Below are 22,485 nucleotides of genomic sequence, written 5' to 3' on the forward strand. Positions count from 1 at the left end.
CCCGTGAGTTACCCCACGGGCGGGCGTGATTAGATATTTTTTAACGCAGCGAACAGTGCAGCCCATTCGCTATCAGCACGATAAAAGACTGGCGGCTTACCGATGGGAGCATCGACGGTAATTTCTCCACCGCAGAAGGTTTCTCCGGTCCAGGCATGGATCCAGTTATCGTCTGGCAGATAGAGCGTCCAGTCGCTACGTCCTTGCTCATGCACTGGAGCAACCAGAATGTCGCGACCCAACAGATACTGGTATTTCAGGGCGTAGGTATGCGCATCGTCTTCGTAATGCAGGAACAGTGGGCGCATGACTGGCAGACCGGACTTCGCATTGTGGGCAACGGCCTCTTTCAGATAAGGCTTCAGGGTGGTGAAGACGGTCGTCATGCGGGCAAAATGCGCAATGGTTTCCGCGTCGCCATCGAACTGCCAGTTGTCGCCCGGGCGGTTGCCTTCATGGGTGCGCATCATTGGTGTAAAGGCGCTGAAGTCACACCAGCGCAGCAGCAGTTCTTTGCTGCGTTTCATTTCAAATAGCGTGGTGTAGCCGCCAATATCACTGTGATGCAGGCCGTGTCCGGTCATGGCCAGCGATAGCGCCGCCGGAACGACCGAGGCCAGGCCATCATCCAGACTCCAGTCCACGTTCTGGTCGCCCGCCCACATCATGGTGGAATATTTCTGGCTACCGGTAGAACCGGCGCGCATAAAGAAGAGAATCTCGCCGAGCTTGTCTGCTTCCTGAAGGGCTTCGTAGTTACATTTTGCCCACAGCGCAGGCCAGGCGTTATGCATAATTTCAGCGCTGATGCCGTTATGCAGGTAAGTGTCGGTGGGCAGATACTCGCCGAAGTCGGCCATCCAGCCGCCGCAGCCGAGTTCAATCATGTTCTTTTTGATGACTTCTTTAAACTAGGCGTAGGCTTCAGGGTTAGTCAGGTCAACCACGCCGCCGTAGAACTCACCGAACTCCACCAGATAATCGCCGCCGGAGGCATCTTTTGCCAGATAGCCGCGCTTTGCCGCTTCTGCGCAGAGGTCCTTATCGCTGGCAACATACGGGTTGATATAGGCGAGGAACTGCACGCCTTCTTTATTCCATTGCTTAATACGCGAATCCAGTTGCGGATAGTTTTCGCTATTCCATTTCCAGTTCCACATCACGCGTTTACCAAAGGAGGTCATACGGACACCGGACCAGTCCTGCGCCCAGATACCATTCACTTTGACGCCTGCGTTGCGCATAACATCCAGCTTTTGCTGACAAACCTCGGTGCCGCCCTGAATGCCGAGCGTCACCCCGTCATAAACCCAGTCCGGCAGTTCTGGCTGGCGTCCCAGCAGAGCGGTTAATTTTTCCAGCAAGGAGATGTACGTATCCGCACATTCAAAACGCAGAGTGGCTTTGTCTTCCCACAGCGCCAGCTCATGGTATTCCGGTGCGCTAAAGTCGAAGTTCATGTAGCAACTGTTGTCGACATGGCAGTAATACTTCTGCGTGCTGACGAACGTGGGTTGTGGGAAGAAGGTCCAGTAGTAGTCACCTCCGGCGTTCTCTTTGCAATCGGCCTGCCAGGTAACATAGCTTTGTTTATTACGCCCAACACCTTGCTCGCTGGTCCACAGCGGGAATGGTTTTCCGCGCAGATCAAAGTACGAGAATTGCTCGCCGCAGCCGTAGATATGGTCTTCTGGCTGCGCGGCAAGACGTAACCAGATGCGATTGTGGTTAACGTCGTCATTTTGCAGTTTCAGCACTAAACGACCCTGATCGTCGGCGGAGATACGCAATGTGGCGCTAATGTCAGAACCGCGGCTGAAATGGATTAACCAGCCATCCGGCGACTGACTGACAGCGGTATGGGTGAGCGCAATCTTTTCCTGCAATTTATCTTTAATGCTGAAATTGCCGCGGAACATATCAATATCCGCAATACCTGAGCCAATCCATAAACAAGGATTATCTTTGCTGTGTGTTAAAATAAGACGTTGTTGAAAATGTAGCGTAAAATTGTCGCTATTTTGGTGAAATTGAAAATCTAATAACTGCTGGCGTGGCGTATCCATAAATAATCTCCATAGAGTATAAAGGTAATATTCATGCCATCCTGTTATTACAGGTTTAATTCAAAGTTGCTGTGCGGATATAAAATTAATGCCCGCACGAATTATTATTTACTTTCTTCAGCCCGGCGAATTTCCGCTACTTTTTTACCAAATGCCAGTTGCAATATGGCTAACAAGGCAAATGGAGGCAGAAGCGCGGCAGCCGCAGGGATGCTCAGCGCGCCTTTTATTAACATAGAGCCGGAGGCTATTAGCAATAAGAAGACCATCACGCGGAAGACCTTAACGGAAATGCGTTTATGTACATATTGTCCAACCAGCGAACCGAGGATCATGGTGGGAATACAAAAGATCACCAGTTTAAAAATGGAGACAGTTAAAATTCCACTGGTGGCCAGCCCGCCAATGACCGCAATGTTGTTCGCGGTGAAGAAAGCGTTCAGCGTGCCGCGAAATGCGGCCGGACCCAAGTTACGCAACATGCCGTAGATAACCATCGGTGGTCCGTTGGTTGAGAACGCTGCGCCTAATGCACCGGCAACAGCCCCGATGGGGGCGGCAATCCAGTTGCGGTCATAAATCGGCAAGCGTGGAATAAACATGCTGTAGAACGAATAAAGGATCAGGAATCCGCCTAAGCCCACCTTCATAAAATGGTCGGGTAAATACGACAACGCGTATAACCCGACTGGTATTCCCAGAAATGAGAAAATAATCAGCACTATTGCCGAGCGCCAGTCTGTTTCTTTGCGTGACAGCCAGGTGGCGTACAACGCAGTAGCCGTGCCGACAATCACTGAGAGCGGCGTCGCCATTTTAACGGGCAGCATTAATGTGACCAGCGGCATGGTCGTTAAACCACCGCCGAACCCTGCGCAGATGCCGACAAAGGTATAAAGAAACATTAACGCGATAACAATGCATACCACGTTGGTTTCCACCATGACCCCATCCGGCGTAAATAAAGTAAAAAAGTCCATAATGTTTCCTGTTACGTTAATATAACTATTAACAACGATATTGTTCTTCTCTTAATAAAATTAACGTCGCTTTCCGTGAATATTAAAAAACAGGCGATGTGTTTTTCCGGGTTCCAGTAATAGTAAATCGGTGCCAGAGTTAAAGGCGTTCGGCGGGCAACTCATGGGTTCTACTGCTAATCCCTGACGCTGTAGTTTTTCACCACTATAAACCTGTACCCAGGGCTGATCGGAACGGAGGCTGACTGAAAGCGCCTGCTGTGGATGAGTAATAGTCATTTCCCATTGGTCATTAATGGTTTTGAAAGTGTGGTCAATTTGTGTATCGGCTATTTTTTTCGCCTGCGTGAAATTTAAATTTAGCTCGTCAACGTGGTGAAGCGTTGTCGGATTGGCGTGCTTATCAACGGCATAAACCTGATTTGCCGGTAGCTGGAATAAATAGTCATCAACAGGCATTAAGTTGCAGGTCAAATAGGGATGAATACCCACACCGTAAGGCGCTGACTGGCTGCCGATATTCTGGCTGGCAATTTCCACAGCAAGGCCGCTTTGTGCATTAAGCGAATAGACAACCTGTGAAGCCAGCATAAACGGATAGCCATAACTGGGCGGCAGAAAAGCCGTCAAGGTGACGCTGGTGGCGGTTAACTCGCTGATTTGCCAGTCACGCCAGGCAAGCAAACCGTGAATAGAAGCCTGTGACGCGTGTTCATTAATAGGTAACTGATATTCCTGTCCTTGATAGCGATAACAGCCGTTGGCAATCCGATTGGGCCACGGAATAAGCACTTTCCCCAGATGCGCGAGCGGCATCTCTTCGGGTTTGTGTGGGAGCACTAAATGGCAGCCCTGAAAGGTTAATTCAGCCAGACCTGCTCCGACAGTCACGATAGTCGCGTGATAATCCCCGGCGATGAGTGAAATTGTCTGCCCGCTACTATGCATATTGGTTATTCGCATACGAGACGCCTTATTAAATAACGGCATATCCGACACGCAGTTTGGTATGCCGTTTTTCAGATCAGTTATTTGGCATTCACGTCCAGCAGACCCGCCGCAACTGCTGGAGCCAGACCTGGCGCTAACGGGATACGTGGGATCACCAGGCAGTGCAGCAGGTGGTAGATATCCTGTTTACCGTCCCAGACTTTGGTGGTGACCTTATTGTCTGCGTCCAGCTCCTGCCACCACGAACCATTTTCATAGTCCATCAGATACTTAATGCAGTACTCCCACCATGTCTGATACCAGGTTTCGTACTGGCGATCGCCGGTGACGGTGTAGAGCGCGTAAGCCGTACCCATCGCTTCGACGATAGGCCAACGCACACGTTCGCGGACAACCGGTTTGCCTTCCCAGTCAACGGTATAAACAATTCCGTCTGCGCCATCGGGCGCCCAGGCGTCGCGGATGGTGGCATTGAACAGGCCTTTGGCATCTTCCAGCAGCCAGGCTGGAGGCTGTTCGCAGCGGGCTTCCAGTGCGGCATGGATATGCAGCATCAAGCGGCCCCACTCAATCCAGTGTCCCGGCGTACCACCGAACGCGCGGAAGCGGTGAGCAGGGTTATCTTTGTTGTAATCAGGAATAGGTTTCCACTGCGTATCGAAGTGTTCGTTGACGCGGTAATGATTATTTCTGGCGACGTCGTGAATAATGACGGAAGCCACGCGAATCGCACGATCCAGCCATTTTTTGTCGTGGGTGACGTCATAAACAATCAGGAAGGCTTCCACTGCATGCATGTTGGCATTGCCGCCGCGATACTCTTCGGTTTTACTGAAGGCTTCGTCCCAGGACTCAAGGCACATCTGCTCTTCTTCACTCCAGAAATATTTCTCGATGATCTCAATGGTGTAATCGAGCAGTTTACGGGCTTCCGGGTGGCCTGTTGTGACGGCGCTGGCAGCCCCCAGCAGAGCAAAAAAGTGTTGATAACCCTGTTTGGAAGCATCCACTACGCCTTCATCATTCACGCAGGCATACCAGCCGCCATATTTTTTATCGCGCAGTGCGCCGTTCATCGCTTTGATACCGTGATCAACCAGTGAATAAGCGCCAGGGCGGCCCATCGCGGCAGCAACGGAATAGACGTGAAGCATACGGACGGTGATCCATAAATGCGTGCCCATTTCTTCTTTGATTTGACCTTTATTACCCAGCCAGCCAAAGCCGGTTGGTACTACGGCATGTTTACCAAAATCAAAGATGCGATCGGTTTCCTGTTCCAGCCAACGGTTGTGGCTCAAGGTATTAAACCATTTCATTCCTTTATCCTCATATTAACGGCGTTTAGCCATCATTTCGTCGACGATATTGCCAAGTTGTTGCAATTTCGGTGCACAAACGTCACGTAGCATTAACTCACTATCTGGTAAACCAACGACGGATGCCCACACTGCACGACCTGCCAGGAATCCAGATGCGCCCGCCGTCATTGCTACACGCACGGCGCGCGGGAACAGTTTTTCGTCCACGCCGGAAGAGAGGATCACCCAGGGCATATTGATATGCTCGTTCAGACGTTGTGAAGCGGTAAGAAGCTCTTGTTGCGGACCTTTGCCATAAAGCGGCATTTCGACTTTGTAGAGATCGGCGCCGCTGTCGCCAAGCTCTTTTGCGGCATTGATGATTGCTTGTTCGCGATCGAATTTATCGCCACGACGCGGTGGGCGGACGACGGGCTCAATGATGCTCACCAGACCGTGTGAATGACACAGTTCGTTGAACTCTTTCACCATCTCCAGGCGTTGTTGTGCATCTTCATCACTACGCCAGAGCACCAGCAGTTTCAGAGCTTTGCCGCCGTCCTGTTTGATCTGTAATGGGTTGATTTTGCGGTCAATCACCACGCTATCCACCGGAATACCGTTGCCTGGAATAAACTCATCGGCGGCGACAATCATGGCGCAATTTTTGGCAATCGCGTTTTGCTCAACCACCTGGCGATAGCAGAACTGTTGATCCACCAGAATGGCTGAGGCATAAGGCGAAAGCGTTTTTGCGGCGTTAACTTTGAAATTGGTCAGTACGCTGTCGGCCACCGGCGATTTTTCGCCTGCCGCAGCAAACATCATGCGCATGGCTTCACGCTGATCGACCGCCAGCATGGCAAAACCGCCTGATGCACGCGTAATGTCGTTGATGGTGTACTTATTCATTCATTTTTTCCTTTATCCAGTCGTTACATTTTTACGTTGGCAGTCATCCCGGCGCTGACACGGACCTGTTCCAGAATGGCGGACCAGTCCTGGCGACCACGACCTGCTGCGCGCGCCTGGCTATAAACCTCCCGTGAAGCGGCCCCCAGTGGCATCGGCACATGCAACTGGTTAGCGACATCAAGGGCGATACCAAGATCCTTATGGGCGAGATCGATCATGAAAGCGGGAGAAAGATCCCCGCTCAGGACTTTGTTCGGCCAACTGGTGGTGAAGTGGCCTTTTCCAGCGGCGGTGCCGCTCATCACCTTGACGGCAACATCGAAGGAAAGATTCAGGGCTTCACACAGTACGGCGGCTTCAGCCGACAGCGCATTGAGCGCGATGCTCATGTAGTTGTTGATCAGTTTGACGCGGATCCCCATGCCCGGACCGCCCGTGTTGATCAGCTCGCTGCCCATCGCCATCAGCACGGGTGTAGCGCGCTCAACTTGTTCAGCGGTGCCGCCAGCGAGCAGCAGCAGAGTGCCGGTAATAGCATTCGCGGAAGTTCGACCTACTGGCACATCCATCAGGCTGAAGCCTCTGGCATGCATATCAGCAATTAATTTATCGGTTTGCAGCGGGTGGATGGTTGACATATCAATGACCAGCGCATTGGCAGATAAACTCTCGCAAACGCCGTTTTCCCCAAATAGTACGCTGCGTACCAGATCGCCATTCGGCAACATAGTGATGATAAATTCAGCATCGATCGCTGCTTGCGCTGGATTGGCGGCAGGAGTTGCCCCTTTTTCTACCAGATGCTGTACGGCCTCTGGGTTGACATCGAATACGCGAAGCTGGTGTCCCTGCTGCAGTAAATTGCTCGCCATAGGCGAACCCATTTGCCCTAAGCCGATAAATGCGATTGCTGCCATAACCCTCTCCTGATGACGATCTTGTCAATTTATGTCATTTATGACGCGTAATGACTGTCTGTTTTTGATCGTATTTGTAATTTATGGTCAAAAAATTGACAGTCGTCACTTTTTAAACAATTGGTGAAATTAAAATGAATACATTCAAAAGTGATTAAGGAATGACCATGATTCGTATTGCTTGTGTAGGTATTACCGTGATGGATCGCATCTATTACGTGGAAGGGTTACCGACAGAGAGCGGTAAATATGTGGCGAGAAATTATCAGGAAGTGGGCGGCGGGCCAGCGGCTACGGCAGCGGTTGCGGCGGCCAGACTGGGAGCGCAGGTTGATTTTATTGGTCGCGTCGGTGATGACGATATCGGCAACAGCTTACTGGTAGAGCTGGAATCCTGGGGAGTTAACACCCGTTACACCAAACGGTATCGGCAGGCGAAATCCTCGCAGTCCGCCATCATGGTAGATGCCAAAGGCGAGCGGATAATTATTAACTACCCAAGCCCAGATCTGCTTTCTGACGCTGAGTGGCTAGTGGATATCGATTTTTCTCAGTGGGATGTTGTGCTGGCGGATGTGCGTTGGCATGACGGGGCGAAAAAAGCGTTCACCCTGGCGCGGCAGGCAGGCGTGATAACTGTACTGGATGGTGATATTACGCCGCAGAATATCAGCGAGCTGGTGGCGTTAAGCGATCACGCGGCTTTCTCAGAACCGGGACTGGTGCGCTTAACGGGCGTGAACGAGATGGCGAGTGCGCTAAAACAAGCGCAAATGCTCACAAATGGTCATGTTTATGTTACCAAAGGAAGCGCAGGGTGCGACTGGCTGGAAAACGGCGGTCGTCAGCATCAACCCGCATTCAGTGTTGATGTTGTGGATACCACTGGCGCAGGTGATGTTTTTCACGGCGCATTAGCGGTGGCGCTGGCGACTGGCGGGACGTTAGCGGAGTCAGTCCGGTTTGCCAGCGGCGTTGCAGCGCTGAAATGTACGCGTCCTGGTGGCAGAGCTGGGATCCCTGACTGTGATCAAACCCGATCTTTTTTGTCACTTTTTGTATAAAATGCCAGGGTGATGGTTTTTCGAGGAATTCCCATGAGTCTTACCGAATTGACCGGTAACCCGCGGCACGACCAACTTCTCATGCTGATTGCGGAGCGTGGGTATATGAATATCGATGAGCTGGCGAATCTGTTGGATGTTTCCACGCAGACGGTCCGCCGGGATATTCGTAAATTGAGCGAACAAGGACTGATTACGCGCCATCATGGTGGTGCGGGTCGGGCCTCCAGCGTCGTCAACATGGCATTCGAACAGCGAGAGGTTTCGCAGACAGAGGAAAAAAAAGCCATTGCCGAAGCGGTGGCCGACTATATTCCTGATGGTTCGACAATTTTTATCACTATCGGCACCACGGTGGAGCACGTAGCCCGAGCGTTACTTAACCATAACCATCTGCGGATTATTACTAACAGCCTGCGTGTGGCGCATATTCTTTATCATAACCCGCGCTTTGAAGTGATGGTGCCTGGCGGCATATTGCGTTCGCATAATAGCGGGATCATTGGCCCTTCTGCAGCGTCGTTTGTTGCTGATTTTCGCGCGGATTATCTGGTGGCAAGCGTGGGTGCGATTGAGAGTGATGGCGCGTTGATGGAGTTCGATGTGAATGAAGCCAACGTGGTGAAAACGATGATGGCGCACGCCAGAAATATTCTGTTGGTCGCCGATCATACGAAGTATCACGCTTCCGCAGCGGTAGAGATTGGTAATGTGGCGCAGGTCACCGCGCTTTTTACCGACGAGGAACCGCCTGCCGCCTTAAAATCGCGCTTACAGGACAGCCAAATCGAAATCATCCTTCCCCAGGACGATGCATAGATTTTTGTGACCGTTAACCTGGCTTCGCGCCTGACCTCATAGCCAAACTCATCCTTTCCCGCTACAGTTAATTTCTTGTGGCGAGAAAGGAGGCAAAAATGCTCTATATCTTTGATTTAGGTAATGTGATTGTCGATATCGACTTCAACCGTGTGCTGGGAACGTGGAGCGATTTAACGCGTATACCGCTGGCTACGCTTAAGAAGAGTTTTCATATGGGCGAGGCATTTCATCAGCATGAGCGCGGGGAGATCAGTGACGAAGCGTTCGCAGAGGCGCTGTGTCATGAGATGGCTCTACCGCTAAGCTATGAGCAGTTCTCCCACGGTTGGCAGGCGGTATTTGTCGCGCTACGCCCGGAAGTGATCGCTATCATGCATAAACTGCGTGAGCAGGGGCATCGCGTAGTGGTGCTTTCCAATACTAACCGCCTGCATACTACCTTCTGGCCAGAAGAATACCCGGAAATCCGTGATGCTGCCGACCATATCTATCTGTCGCAAGAATTGGGTATGCGCAAACCCGAAGCGCGAATTTACCAGCATGTTTTACAGGCAGAAGGATTTTCACCTGACGATACGGTCTTTTTTGACGATAACGCCGATAATATAGAAGGGGCTAATCAACTGGGCATTACCAGCATTCTGGTGAAAGATAAAACCACCATCCCGGACTATTTCGCGAAGGTGTTATGCTAAAAAACATTCAGGATAAAGCCAGGCATCATACCCGTCCGCTATGGGCCTGGCTGAAACTACTCTGGCAACGCATTGATGAGGACAACATGACAACCCTGGCAGGTAATCTTGCCTATGTGTCGTTACTCTCATTAGTGCCGCTGGTTGCCGTTGTTTTTGCGCTTTTCGCCGCTTTTCCCATGTTTTCCGACGTCAGCATTCAGCTGCGTCACTTTATCTTCGCCAACTTTCTGCCTGCTACTGGCGATGTTATTCAGCGATATATCGAACAGTTTGTCGCCAATTCCAACAAGATGACCGCCGTTGGGGCATGTGGCCTGATCGTCACGGCGTTATTGTTGATGTATTCCATCGATAGTGCGTTGAATGCCATCTGGCGAAGTAAACGGGCGCGACCCAAAATTTACTCGTTTGCGGTGTACTGGATGATCCTGACGCTGGGGCCGCTGCTGGCGGGGGCCAGTCTGGCGATCAGTTCCTATTTGCTTTCCCTGCGCTGGGCGAGCGATCTCAATACCGTTATCGACAATGTGCTGCGTATTTTTCCGCTGCTGTTGTCGTGGATCTCCTTCTGGCTGCTGTACAGCATTGTTCCTACCATCCGCGTCCCCAACCGCGACGCGATTGTCGGTGCGTTTGTCGCCGCACTCCTGTTCGAAGCAGGAAAGAAAGGTTTCGCGCTATATATCACCATGTTCCCGTCATATCAGCTTATTTACGGCGTGCTGGCGGTGATCCCCATTCTCTTCGTCTGGGTCTACTGGACATGGTGTATCGTCTTGCTTGGCGCGGAAATTACTGTCACTCTCGGGGAATACCGCAAACTAAAGCAAGCTGCTGAACAAGAAGAAGACGACGAACCATGATTGCATTAATTCAACGCGTAACCTGTGCCAGCGTCACCGTGGAGGGAGAAGTGACGGGCGAAATCGGCGCGGGACTTTTGGTGTTATTGGGTGTCGAAAAGGATGATGACGAACAGAAAGCAAACCGTCTGTGCGAGCGCGTGCTCGGCTATCGTATTTTCAGCGATGCCGAAGGCAAGATGAATCTCAACGTACAACAGGCGGGCGGCAGTGTGCTGGTGGTTTCCCAGTTTACCCTTGCCGCAGATACCGAACGGGGGATGCGCCCCAGCTTCTCCAAAGGGGCTCCGCCAGATCGCGCAGAGGCGTTATATGACTATTTCGTCGAACGCTGTCGCCAGCAGGAGATGAACACGCAAACAGGATGCTTTGCTGCGGATATGCAGGTATCGCTGGTCAATGACGGTCCCGTGACATTCTGGTTGCAGGTATGAGCCAGCTTCCGGGGTTGTCACGGGTTACAAGAGAGAGTATCGCTATGTATCACCTTCGGGTTCCACAAACAGAAGAAGAATTAGAGCGCTACTATCAGTTCCGTTGGGAGATGTTGCGTAAGCCCCTGCATCAACCGAAAGGTTCTGAACGCGACGCCTGGGATGCGATGGCGCATCACCAGATGGTCGTCGACGAGCAGGGAAATCTGGTGGCGGTCGGTCGGCTGTATATTAATGCCGATAACGAAGCGTCCATTCGCTTTATGGCTGTTCATCCCGACGTGCAGGACAAAGGATTAGGAACGCTGATGGCGATGACTCTGGAGTCGGTAGCGCGCCAGGAAGGTGTTAAGCGCGTGACTTGTAGCGCTCGTGAAGACGCGGTGGAGTTTTTCGCCAAGCTGGGGTTTGTCAATCAGGGAGAAATCACCACGCCTACCACCACGCCGATTCGCCATTTTCTGATGATTAAACCTGTCGCTACTCTGGATGATATTCTTCATCGCGGCGACTGGTGCGCCCAGCTCCAGCAAGCGTGGTATGAACATATCCCGTTAAGCGAAAAAATGGGTGTGCGCATTCAGCAATATACCGGGCAAAAATTTATCACCACCATGCCGGAAACCGGCAATCAGAATCCGCACCATACGCTGTTTGCCGGGAGTTTATTCTCGCTGGCAACGCTCACCGGTTGGGGGCTTATCTGGCTGATGCTGCGCGAACGCCACCTCGGCGGAACGATTATTCTTGCCGATGCGCATATCCGCTACAGCAAGCCGATTAGCGGAAAACCCCATGCGGTAGCCGACCTCGGTGCGTTAAGTGGCGATCTCGACCGTCTGGCGCGCGGACGAAAAGCACGGGTGCAAATGCAGGTCGAAATCTTTGGCGACGAGACGCCGGGTGCGGTGTTTGAAGGTACGTATATCGTTCTGCCCGCGAAGCCATTTGGCCCGTATGAAGAGGGCGGGAATGAAGAGGAGTAGAGGGGGGAGGGGGCGGTGAAGCCTCTCTCATCCATTCAGGTTATTTACATCTAACGTATTTGTTAGCTTTTGACTATTTCTTCCAGTTTTATCTAAACATTAATTACAGTAAAAACGTCCATGTGTATCATTTGTGGAAATTCTTATGATTGCACAATCATCGTAGATAATGCTTAATTTATCATATAACTTCAGATTTGAGCGTTTTTTGATAGTTGGAGTACGCTCAGATGGAGTATTTTCCACATAATAGCCATTTAAATCGGTATCAAGCAAGTAATATAAAAATATTTGCTGATTAAGATATTTATATGGAGTGTCAGAAAATCATAAAAAATGACTTCGTAATTTGTATTAGTGAAAATAATAGATTGTCATCATGTTAGTATCATCAATTTATTATCCTGAATTGTTATAAGCTATTATACGTTTGTGATTAAATCATGTGCAGGAGGCTAAAATGGTTGTTGATATTAATCTTATTAAACAAAAATATTATTCTGTAATTAATTTAGAAAAATTGCGTTCGAGCAATGAATCACAGAAGCAAACGCTATTAAATGATTTTTCTCATCGCCTTAAAATGGATGCTCAGGAGCAACTGAGCAGTTGTGTAAATGAACTAAAACATGGACTGTCGAGTAACAATGAATATAGTTTATTCAAAAATAGAGAAGGTTCACTGTGGAAACGAACAGTGCCGGAAAGTGCTGCTTTGGCAATGACGGGAACCGTATATAAATTATTTGGTAGCCGATTACTCAACGATTGTGGTCAATTGGATAAAGACCTCCTCGAAATGGCTATGCAAATGGTTTATGGAAAGGATATGGTGACAAAATCGGGAGAAATACTGATTGATGCCCAACTAAATAAGGAGGGAGTTCTCCAGAGTAAGCATTATTTACTTGATGTCGGTGAAATTAAAAATAATTATGATATTGACCTTTTTGTAAATACTTCGAGTGTTAATCAAACTTATCTGCATGACAAAAGTATCAGTGACATTACGATTTTATATGACACTTTAGATAACGTTCCCTCTGTTGTCGCGGAATGTACAGGTAAAAATAATCAGTTCAAAGTTGAAGCTACATCACCACAAGAAAGACGCGAAAAAATTCAGAAAATGTGTGATGATATGAGAAGTAATGCTTTTATGTTTGATCACACGACGAAAACAGCCGGTAATATTGAGCACAGATTGCAGCTAAAATTTCTCGTAGATTCACGTCCGTCGATTACGAATAAATATCCCGCCGGAGAAGTTGGTTCTGACATTCTCGATCTGCCCGTCAACGTATGGCAGGCGCAGTTTAACATTAATAGTGCAGTAGAGAAAGTTTCAACAATTATTTTATGTGCTGTACAACAAGATCAATATACGGCCAGGCAGGTTATGGGAGGGATAATGAAAAATCTGCCGAAAAATAATAAACCCAAAACGGTTCTTCTTGATTTACGTTTTCTTAGTGCAATTAAGCAGATGGTTGTTTCGGGAAGTGAAAAACCGTTATTTGTAAAACATACTGAAATGATAAGAGAGGCATGCGAAGAATTATCGCAGCCAGTAGAATACATACCTTTACATTGTGAAGCACATAGCCACCGTAGTGTCGCCTTTGCCAAAACCGTGGCTGCCCCCATCATGGCGACAGGTGTGGGTGCGGCATTAATGTATGCCACATCATCAGGCCCATATTATGCGCGGAGCATGTCCAGTTCACCGGAAATAGAGATGGTTAAAAGCCGCATGGCTGATCTGTTTAACCAGATGGATAATGTTGCGCGGGAAAAATATCTCCCGATTTTCCGTAAATGGAATGAAATGGTGGGGGAATTGAATTATGAAAGGAATTCCGTTCCGTTTGCCTCATTGACTAATATTTTAGCTACGGCGATAAATCAAAGTCATAATGGTGATACGAACGTTGTTGTTATGATGGGGTGTAAATCTGCGAAAGATCGCACCACTTCTGTTGTTCTTGGCAACTCTCTGTTACAGACATTGATTGAAAAGCGCCTCGCTGAGCATACAACAATAGAAACTCTCTTTGACAAAGAGGGTTATTTCAGTTGTGAATCACTCACAACTGAAGAATTAGTGATGTTAAAAGATCTTTTTGATATTCGTATCCTTCATATTGCCAATAAATTCAATGTAGGGTTGGAAGGGAACATAAATACCGATGTTTTACAAGATTCGTTTTTTAAAAATGTTGATTTTATCCATAAATCAAACGCATATACTGGGTCGATGAGTAATTGATAATTAATATTCGTTGGAGTTATCAGAATTCTACAACCGAGCCTGCAAAGGCTCTGTTGCGAGCGATTGCCAATGATTTGCAAAACATGTTGCGTTAGGGTGTATACAGAAAGCGCCAGCGTTCAGAACTCATATAATCGAATAATAAAAATAACTATCGTTTGAAAGCGCCACATTGATAATGAGATTAGATTCACATCTTGCTTATAACCTGATGGTTATACTATATCATCAAACTTCGATATATTTATTCTATGAATGATTGGTGGTATATGAAGATACTCCGTTTATCAAAATATTCACCGCCAAAACCTGATGAGGAAATCTGGTCTTTTGGCTTGTTTATTGTTGGTTTTGTTGTAACAGTTTTTATGATGAATAAAATTCTGTCAATTGACTTGAACTATATTATCAGGATCGCCTTTATTGGTGTTCCCGCATTTATAGTTGGCTGCCTTCTTGTTTATCTACAGGAGATTATAAGAATAATTGCATTATTAATTGAAACTGTGTTATTTTTGATTGAAATTTTATGTTCTCTTGCTTTTATTTGCTTTGTTATATATATGGTGTGTGAACTGGTCTATACTATTGTACGATCATAAATATTAGGTATCTTTGTGATTGAATATGTCGGATTGTTTATCTGATATCAGTTCAATCATGTTTGTATCTCCTTATCTAAATATATGTAACTCTTTTTTGTGTCATTCAGGATGGTAAACTTTCTCTTTAGGTGTTATTGCTGGAGAATGAGCATGATAACTAAACCGTATCCCCCGAACTTTTGGAACGCGCATCCATCTCTTCCGGCCATTTAAATAGCCAATTATTTCTCAAAAAAACAAATGGCTTCGGTTTGGTCGATTCATCAGGAACAGGCATAAAGGCCATGTAATGCTGGCAGTAGCTCCAGATTTTGGGAATATAACTTCTTTGTCTTTCCCATTCTTCATTTGTCCACGGCGCTCGGGTTGCATACATGCGCGTTTGTTTTAATAGGCTGATCTCATTCGAGGTGTTTTCAACAAGATGAAGCCCAAAATAAGGTGAGTTTTTAGCAAAACGTCGACTTACCGACCAGGCCTCCACATCCTTCCAGTCCATCTCCCTAAAGGTTAATTTTATCTTGCGGAAAAATATACCACCTTCTATCTTTAGGTCGGCAACATAAATTTTTTGCGTTTTTCTGTTAAATCGGATGGGAAGATAATGTGGGGTTAAAAATGCGATTTTTGCCGCGCTGGGTAAGACAGCAATGCAAAAAAACGCAGTGACAATATAAGCGAAAAATAAATGAGGACTATAACCTAATGCAAAAAATGAACTTACGGTCACTAACAGGAAAGATATTGACAGTAGGGAAAGAATAAATCCCATAAATACTTCTCCCGATACCATCCAAAAAGGTGAGCGCCTGAACTCCATGTAGTCATCGTTAACGTCTATGTGCCATGGCGCCTCTGGTGGAATGAGGTTATAGCGAACATCGCCAGGGAGTCGGCTCAACTCGATACCTTCTGTGCCGTATGGCCAGCGGCTAATTGCTTTTATCTCTTGAGCAAAAAAAAGCCTCATTTTTTTATGTGAGATAAATTTATTTATTTTCATAATTATAACTCTATAAATTATATTGTAATAAAAATAGCAAATGGCAGGTCAGGTTGTCAAAGTATAAACTCATTTAAGTTATGAATATATTAATAAGTATGAATGTGTGCTATTGATATTTAAATATAACGTGATCGTTGAGGAAGTATAATTTTTCCACACCAGAGGATCATGCTATATAACCTGAAATCTTCATTACCGCGTAAAAATTCAGGGAAACAATATCTACGCCTTTAAAATAATTTATCCACTAACTCTCTGGAATTAAATGTGGGTTGGTTAGCTGTAAATGTAAGCGGAAGAGAGGGGAGCGGAAACCGTGCAATATCACTTATATCATCTTTCCATATATAGTTTGGTCATTGGTTACCGGGTTGTAGATGATAACATAGATTCAAAAATAATATTGGTGAAATAATTATGAATCCTCTGGCAGGTATGGATATGGGCAGAATTTTACTCGAGTTATCCGATGAGGTGATTAAGTGACTTGATGATCTCAAGGTGCTGCGCAATCTTCCATGTGCAGACCTATTACGAGAAGCGATAGAACAATATATGGAAAATCAATCGCAAACAGCAATATCCCGTGTTTCTGGCATCTGGCAAAGTATGCCGGATGCGGCGTGAACGCCTTATCCAGCCTACAAAGCCTTGAAAGCTCAATATATTGTAGTTTATTGGTAGGCTTGATAAGCGCAGCGCATCAGGCAATCTTACGCTTGTCATCAGTGACATACCAATAACCTTATTGATGTGTTGGAGGGAAGAACGAGGCCAAACAAGCACTGGCGGCATGGTCTTGAATGGATAACGCGAAATACGAGAGATGGTGTAATCACACCCTATCAACCGTAATCCGGGCGACCTGCGCCACCCGGAAAACATCAGAGATTACTCCCCTTCCCCCGGAAACAGGAACGGGTTGATGGAACTGCGGGCGTAGCCTTCTTGCTCCATTCGCGCGTCCAGCACCAGAGACGCGAGGTCATCCGCTACGGCTTCAACTTTTGGATCTTTTTCCTGATAAAAAATCTTCAGGTAAGTGCCGCAGTCATCACAGCTTTCGGCTTTAATTGCGGCTTGTTCGTCATCCAGTGACCAGTAGTGCAGTTTGCCGCTCTGTTCGCAGTTGCTGCATTTTACACGCACCACGTGCCATTCGGTTTCACACAGGTTGCAGTGCAGGTAACGCAGCCCCTGAGTGGTACCAATTTGCACCATACTGGACACCGGCATAGAACCACAGACCGGGCAATATTGACGCTGTTCGCCGTATTCTGCGCGGGCTTTACCGGGGATCAGGTTGGCCATTTGCGCCCAGTAGAGCGACAGCGCAGCCCAGATAAACGGCGCTTTATCGCTGCTGACGGACGAGAAATCAGAGGCAAACAGTGCGCTGGCCATATCTTCCAGCTCCTGAGTCGATGCCTTCTCCAGATTCTCAATCACTGCCAGCGCCGGGCCGCTCATTTCAGGTTTCAGCTCAGCAATCAGCGCCATCAGCAGCTTTTGCCAGTGCTTATCACGCGGCAGAACGTGAATATCCAGCGGTGGCTTGCCTTGTGCGCTGGCTTCTTTAATGCGCGCAGTCAGGTCCATCTCCAGCGGATGGTCGTACAGCACCACTTCCTGGGCGTGGGCGATAAGCGCAGCAAAGCGCAGATAATCGCCCAGCGGATTATTTTCGGCCAGTTCGCGCAGACGCTCGGCGCGGCGGTTGTATAAATTCTTGAGTCGAGGGAACAATAACGGCGGAATCATATCCGCCGTACGTTTCTCGCTCGAACCCAGCTCATCTTGCGGGATTATGCGAATACTCATTCAGCTTTCTTTTCCGTTGTCTTGCGGACCTCACGGTACCAGCGCGGGTGATGTTTCTTCGCCCATGCGTTGGTAACCCATCCTTCCACCATGGCGGTAATCGTGCCTTTTACCCAAAGGGCAGCGTAGATATGCACCATGATAACCACAATTAACGCCACTGCGGCAAATGAATGCAGCATTAACGCGAATCGGATCACCGGGATTGAGAAAGCAGGCGCGAAATAAGGACGCCAGATAATCACGCCGCTCACCAGCAGCAGCACCAGGAAAATAATCGCCGCCCAGAAAACGCATTTCTGACCGAAGTTATAACGCCCGGTGTCACCTACTTCCTCGTTGACGACGATCTTACGAATATTCTTCGCCCAAAAGATATCATCCCGATTGATTAGGTTGTGGTGCCAGTAACGGAAAAACATGATGATGAACGAGGCAAACATAACCACGCCGACAAACGGGTGCAGAATACGCGCCAGTTGCGGTGTGCCCATGATTTGCATCAACCAGTTGAAGGAGGGGAACAAAAAGCCCATTCCGCTCACCGCCGCCAGGATGAAGCAGAAGGCGGTGATCCAGTGGTTGATACGTTCCGGCGCGGTGTAGCGCACGATGGTGTCACGTCGTTTCATTTGCGCTCCTCGTCTTTCTCTTCATGCAGATTATTCTCTTCCTCATCCGCACGGTTCGGACCGACACCCACGTAGTGGAAGATACTGGCCGCAAAGGTAGCCGCAAAGCCAACAGCCGCGAGCGGTTTCCAGATGCCTTTCCAGAATTTCACGGTTTCACTGATTTCCGGGTTCTCCGGCAAGCCATGATACAGATTCGGCTTGTCAGCATGGTGCAGCACGTACATGACGTGTGTACCACCGACGCCTGCCGGATCGTACAGACCCGCGTTGTCGTAACCACGAGTTTTCAGCTCAGCCACACGCTCGCTTGCCAGCGTTTTCATCGATTCTTTCGTACCGAAGTGAATCGCGCCCGTCGGGCAGGTCTTCACGCAGGCCGGTTCTTGCCCAACCACCACACGGTCAACGCACAGCGTACATTTGTAAACCCGGTTGTCTTCCGGGTTGAGGCGCGGCACGTTGAACGGACACCCGGCGATGCAATAACCGCAGCCGATACACTGCTCGGACTGGAAATCGACAATGCCGTTAGCATACTGAATGATAGCTCCTTCCGCCGGGCACGCTTTCAGGCAGCCTGGATCGGAACAGTGCATACAGCCGTCTTTGCGGATCAGCCATTCCAGTTTGTCGTCCTGCTCCACTTCCGAGAAGCGCATTACTGTCCACGATTTGGCGCTTAAATCATTGGGGTTGTCGTACACCCCAACGTTATTGCCGACAGTATCGCGAATGTCATTCCACTCTGAACATGCCACCTGACAGGCTTTACAGCCGATACAGGTGGTGACGTCGATGAGCTTCGCTACTTCTTCCTGGAAGTCCCGCGCCTGAGGCGCGGGGGTCAGACCGTTAGTCGCGGAGCGACGAATAATGTCTTGCGATTGATAAGCCATATGTCGTCTCCGTTATACCTTTTCCACATTCACAAGGAAGGACTTAAACTCCGGCGTCTGCGTGTTTGCATCACCGACGAATGGCGTTAACGTGTTGGCAATAAAGCCTTTTTTCGCAACGCCTTCATAGCCCCAGTGAATTGGAATACCGATGGTATCGATATCTTTGCCGTTCGCTTTCAGCGTGCGAATACGTTTGGTCACCACCGCTTTGGCTTTGATATAGCCACGGTTAGAGGAGACTTTCACGGTATCGCCCTGAGCAATGCCCAGTTTATTCGCCAGCGACTCGCCGATTTCCACAAACTGCTCTGGCTGCAAAATCGCGTTCAACAGCGCGTGTTTGGTCCAGTAGTGGAAGTGCTCGGTCAGACGATAGGTGGTTCCGACATACGGGAACTTATCGGCTTTACCCAATGCTTCGGCGTCGTCTTTAAAGATACGTGCAGCCGGGTTTGAGATAACGTTTGGATGCAGTGGGTTAGTCCCCAGCGGCGTTTCAAACGGCTCGTAGTGTTCCGGGAACGGACCTTCCGCCATCTTATCGAGGGCAAACAGACGCCCCATGCCTTCCTGCTGCATGATAAACGGCCCGACGCCGCTGCCCGGAGGCGCTGCGCTGTAGTCCGGGATATCCCAGCCGGTCCACTTAGTGCCATCCCATTTCAGTAACTGACGCTTCGGATCCCACGGGTTACCCTGCGGATCTGCGGAGGCGCGGTTATACAGAATGCGGCGGTTAAGCGGCCATGCCCATGCCCAGCCCAGCGTGTTACCGAGGCCAGACGGATCGGCGTTATCACGGCGTGCCATCTGGTTACCTTCCGGCGTCCAGCTACCGGCGAAAATCCAGCAGCCACAGGAGGTTGTACCGTCATCGCGCAGTTGGGCGAACGAGCTAAGTTGTTGGCCTTTCTTGACGATAACCGCCCCAGTTGCCGGATCGGTAATATCGGCCAGCGCCTTACCGTTGCTCTCCATCGCCACTTCCTCAGACTTCGGCTCATGCGGGATGGCGTAGTTCCAGGTCATGTTCAGCACCTGGTCGGGGTTCGCGCCACCTTGTTCGGCATACATCTTGCGCAAGCGCAGGAAGATACCGGAGAGGATCTCGCCGTCAGTCAGCGCAATCCCCGGGGCGTCCGCACCTTTCCAGTGCCACTGCAACCAGCGACCGGAGTTAACGATTGAACCGTTCTCTTCCGCGAAGCAGGTCGATGGCAGACGGAACACTTCGGTCTGGATCTTCGTCGGATCCACGTCGTTCATCTCGCCGTGGTTCTGCCAGAAGTTGGAGGTTTCAGTGTTCAGCGGGTCGATGGTGACGAGGAACTTCAGTTTCGACAGACAGCCGATCACTTTGTTTTTGTTCGGGAATGAGGCGACCGGGTTAAAGCCCTGGCAGATATAGCCATTGACCTTGCCTTCTTTCATCATCTCGAAGTATTGCAGGACGTCGTAGCCTTTATCCCACTTCGGCAACCAGTCAAAGCCCCAGCTATTTTCCGCCGTCGCTTTATCACCAAAGAAGGCCTTCATCATGGAGACGAAGAATTTTGGGTAGTTGCCCCAGTAGTTAACCTGGCCTTCCAGCAGCGGTTTCGGCGTGTTGGCGGTGAGGTAGGTTTGCAGATCGGTCTGCTTCTCGCTTGGCAGTGTCATGTAACCTGGCAGGCTCTGCGACAGCAGCCCCAGGTCCGTCAGCCCCTGAATGTTGGAGTGACCGCGCAGGGCGTTAACGCCGCCGCCTGCCATCCCCATATTGCCGAGCAGTAGCTGGATCATCGCCATCGTACGAATGTTCTGCACACCAACGGAGTGTTGCGTCCAGCCAAGCGCGTAGAGGAACGAGGCGGTTTTATCGTGAGCACTGGTTTCGGCGATGTATTCGCAGACTTTCAGGAACGCGTCTTTTGGCGTACCACAGATGTTTTCAACCACATCTGGCGTATAACGGGAAACGTGCTGTTTCAGCAAGTTCCACACGCAGCGCGGATGTTGCAGCGTGGTATCGCGTTTGGCGAAGCCGTTTTCGTCCAGTTCGTAAGTCCAGGTGGATTTATCGTACTGGCGTTTTTCCGCGTCGTAGCCGGTGAACAAACCATCTTCAAAGCCGTAATCCGCACGCACGATCAGGCTGGCGTTGGTATAGGCTTCGGTGTATTCGCGGTTGAATTTTTCATTGTTCAGCAGATACAGCAATACGCCTGACAGGAAAGCAATGTCAGTACCGGAACGGATAGGGGCATAGTAGTCAGCCACCGCCGCCGTACGCGTAAAGCGAGGATCGATCACAATCAGCTTCGCGCCGTTGTGAATTTTGGCTTCCATCGCCCAGCGGAACCCGACCGGGTGAGCTTCAGCGGCGTTACCGCCCATCACCACGACGAGGTTGGCGTTCTTGATGTCGACCCAGTGGTTGGTCATCGCACCGCGACCAAATGTTGGAGCAAGACTTGCTACCGTTGGTCCGTGTCAGACACGCGCCTGGTTGTCGACCGCGAGCATACCCAGCGCGCGGGAGAATTTTTGCGTTAAATAGCCGGTTTCGTTACTCGACGCGGAAGCACACAGCATTCCGGTGGAGAGCCAACGGTTAACCGTCACGCCTTCGGCGTTTTGTGCAATGTAGTTAGCATCGCGGTCTTCTTTCATCAGTTTGGCGATGCGATCAAACGCTTCTTCCCAACTGATTTGCTGCCATTTATCAGAACCAGGGGCACGGTATTCCGGGAACTTCAGACGGCTTTCGGAGTGGATGAAATCCACCAGGCCAGCGCCTTTCGGACAAAGTGCACCGCGGTTGACCGGGTGATCCGGGTCACCTTCGATATGGAAGATAGATGCTTTGGCGTTTTTTGCTCCGTCACCGAGGCTGTACATCAGCAGCCCACAACCAACAGAACAATAGGTGCAGGTATTACGGGTTTCGCGGGTACGCAGCAGTTTATACTGCCTTGTTTCTGCGAGTGCTACGCTGGGTGCAAAACCCAGTGCGGCTGCCGTGGTGCCTGCCATACCGCCAGCGCAGATCTTAAAGAACTGCCTTCTGCTGACCTGCATGGATTGCTCCTTGTTTCGACATTGTCACGTCCCATTTACATTCGCGTGCTGCGTGTGCAGGGAGTGGGAGTTATTTTTCTTTGCGGAAGGGGCCGCAAAGGTCCAGAATTGGCGCAATTTCCCTCCGTCCAGGAAGGGTTTGTAACAGAATACCATAATGTTGGTGTGTGTGTTCTCATCTGGTTAAAAG

General features: G+C 49.4%; 17 protein-coding genes and 2 pseudogenes. 8 read left to right on the top strand and 11 right to left on the bottom strand.

Features of this window, described 5'->3' with window-relative positions:
* Window positions 1-29 precede the first annotated feature (29 nt).
* The 6 genes and pseudogenes from yihQ to yihU form a co-directional block, all read right to left on the bottom strand.
* Window positions 30-2,066 (bottom strand): annotated as a pseudogene (gene yihQ / locus PS053_RS15130) (sulfoquinovosidase).
* Window positions 2,067-2,170: 104 nt separating this feature from the next.
* Window positions 2,171-3,046 carry a sulfite exporter TauE/SafE family protein gene (locus PS053_RS15135; protein WP_059228891.1) on the bottom strand — a complete coding sequence of 292 codons (876 nt, stop codon included), beginning with the start codon at window positions 3,044-3,046 and terminating at the stop codon, window positions 2,171-2,173.
* 60 nt (window positions 3,047-3,106) lie between these two features.
* Complete coding sequence (locus PS053_RS15140; RefSeq protein ID WP_256879429.1) at window positions 3,107-4,009, bottom strand: aldose-1-epimerase; 903 nt, start codon at window positions 4,007-4,009, stop codon at window positions 3,107-3,109.
* A 65-nt stretch (window positions 4,010-4,074) separates the two neighbouring features.
* Window positions 4,075-5,316 (bottom strand): sulfoquinovose isomerase, encoded by a 1,242-nt coding sequence (gene yihS / locus PS053_RS15145; RefSeq protein WP_256879428.1) that lies wholly within the window; start codon window positions 5,314-5,316, stop codon window positions 4,075-4,077.
* A gap of 15 nt (window positions 5,317-5,331) precedes the next feature.
* A complete protein-coding gene (gene yihT, locus PS053_RS15150) occupies window positions 5,332-6,210 on the bottom strand; it encodes a sulfofructosephosphate aldolase (protein ID WP_001046472.1) in 879 nt (292 codons plus the stop codon).
* Window positions 6,211-6,233: 23 nt separating this feature from the next.
* Entirely contained in the window at window positions 6,234-7,130 is an 897-nt protein-coding gene (gene yihU, locus PS053_RS15155; protein ID WP_059217713.1) for a sulfolactaldehyde 3-reductase, read from the bottom strand.
* 167 nt (window positions 7,131-7,297) lie between these two features.
* Here yihU and PS053_RS15160 point away from each other — a divergent pair, with 167 nt between their 5' ends.
* The 7 genes from PS053_RS15160 to PS053_RS15190 all read left to right on the top strand — a co-directional run bounded on the left by PS053_RS15160 (window position 7,298) and on the right by PS053_RS15190 (window position 14,266).
* Entirely contained in the window at window positions 7,298-8,194 is an 897-nt protein-coding gene (locus PS053_RS15160; protein ID WP_059217712.1) for a sugar kinase, read from the top strand.
* A 33-nt stretch (window positions 8,195-8,227) separates the two neighbouring features.
* Complete coding sequence (locus PS053_RS15165; RefSeq protein ID WP_000059671.1) at window positions 8,228-9,013, top strand: DeoR/GlpR family DNA-binding transcription regulator; 786 nt, start codon at window positions 8,228-8,230, stop codon at window positions 9,011-9,013.
* A 98-nt stretch (window positions 9,014-9,111) separates the two neighbouring features.
* Window positions 9,112-9,711: a glucose-1-phosphatase gene (yihX, locus tag PS053_RS15170; RefSeq protein WP_002460585.1), complete on the top strand. Its 600-nt coding sequence runs from the start codon at window positions 9,112-9,114 to the stop codon at window positions 9,709-9,711.
* Window positions 9,705-10,577, top strand: coding sequence for a virulence factor BrkB family protein (locus PS053_RS15175; protein WP_000916663.1), 873 nt, complete (start codon window positions 9,705-9,707; stop codon window positions 10,575-10,577). The genes yihX and PS053_RS15175 overlap by 7 nt, the downstream gene beginning before the upstream one ends.
* Complete coding sequence (gene dtd, locus PS053_RS15180; protein WP_256879427.1) at window positions 10,574-11,011, top strand: D-aminoacyl-tRNA deacylase; 438 nt, start codon at window positions 10,574-10,576, stop codon at window positions 11,009-11,011. Before PS053_RS15175 ends, dtd begins: the two co-directional genes overlap by 4 nt.
* A 44-nt stretch (window positions 11,012-11,055) precedes the next feature.
* Window positions 11,056-11,997 carry a fatty acid biosynthesis protein FabY gene (fabY, locus tag PS053_RS15185; protein WP_001297068.1) on the top strand — a complete coding sequence of 314 codons (942 nt, stop codon included), beginning with the start codon at window positions 11,056-11,058 and terminating at the stop codon, window positions 11,995-11,997.
* 460 nt (window positions 11,998-12,457) lie between these two features.
* Window positions 12,458-14,266: a hypothetical protein gene (locus PS053_RS15190; RefSeq protein ID WP_256879426.1), complete on the top strand. Its 1,809-nt coding sequence runs from the start codon at window positions 12,458-12,460 to the stop codon at window positions 14,264-14,266.
* A gap of 765 nt (window positions 14,267-15,031) precedes the next feature.
* Here PS053_RS15190 and PS053_RS15195 read toward each other — a convergent pair.
* On the bottom strand, window positions 15,032-15,877 hold the full coding sequence (locus PS053_RS15195) for a DUF6708 domain-containing protein (protein ID WP_256879425.1): 846 nt from the start codon (window positions 15,875-15,877) through the stop codon (window positions 15,032-15,034).
* Between the two features lie 420 nt (window positions 15,878-16,297).
* Between PS053_RS15195 and PS053_RS15200 the strand changes: the two are divergent.
* Window positions 16,298-16,507 (top strand): annotated as a pseudogene (locus PS053_RS15200) (CopG family transcriptional regulator).
* 264 nt (window positions 16,508-16,771) lie between these two features.
* On the opposite strand, the gene fdhE reads toward PS053_RS15200, so the two are convergent.
* The 4 genes from fdhE to fdnG are packed head-to-tail and all read right to left on the bottom strand — an operon-like array spanning window position 16,772 to window position 22,295.
* Window positions 16,772-17,701, bottom strand: coding sequence for a formate dehydrogenase accessory protein FdhE (fdhE, locus tag PS053_RS15205; RefSeq protein WP_000027704.1), 930 nt, complete (start codon window positions 17,699-17,701; stop codon window positions 16,772-16,774).
* Window positions 17,698-18,333: a formate dehydrogenase cytochrome b556 subunit gene (gene fdoI / locus PS053_RS15210; RefSeq protein ID WP_000829019.1), complete on the bottom strand. Its 636-nt coding sequence runs from the start codon at window positions 18,331-18,333 to the stop codon at window positions 17,698-17,700. Before fdoI ends, fdhE begins: the two co-directional genes overlap by 4 nt.
* Window positions 18,330-19,232 carry a formate dehydrogenase O subunit beta gene (fdoH, locus tag PS053_RS15215; RefSeq protein WP_059225175.1) on the bottom strand — a complete coding sequence of 301 codons (903 nt, stop codon included), beginning with the start codon at window positions 19,230-19,232 and terminating at the stop codon, window positions 18,330-18,332. Before fdoH ends, fdoI begins: the two co-directional genes overlap by 4 nt.
* Window positions 19,233-19,244: 12 nt before the next feature.
* Window positions 19,245-22,295, bottom strand: coding sequence for a formate dehydrogenase-N subunit alpha (gene fdnG / locus PS053_RS15220; protein ID WP_273774164.1), 3,051 nt, complete (start codon window positions 22,293-22,295; stop codon window positions 19,245-19,247).
* Window positions 22,296-22,485 lie beyond the last annotated feature (190 nt).

The sequence above is a fragment of the Escherichia albertii genome, assembly GCF_028622335.1.
Taxonomy (GTDB): domain Bacteria; phylum Pseudomonadota; class Gammaproteobacteria; order Enterobacterales; family Enterobacteriaceae; genus Escherichia; species Escherichia albertii.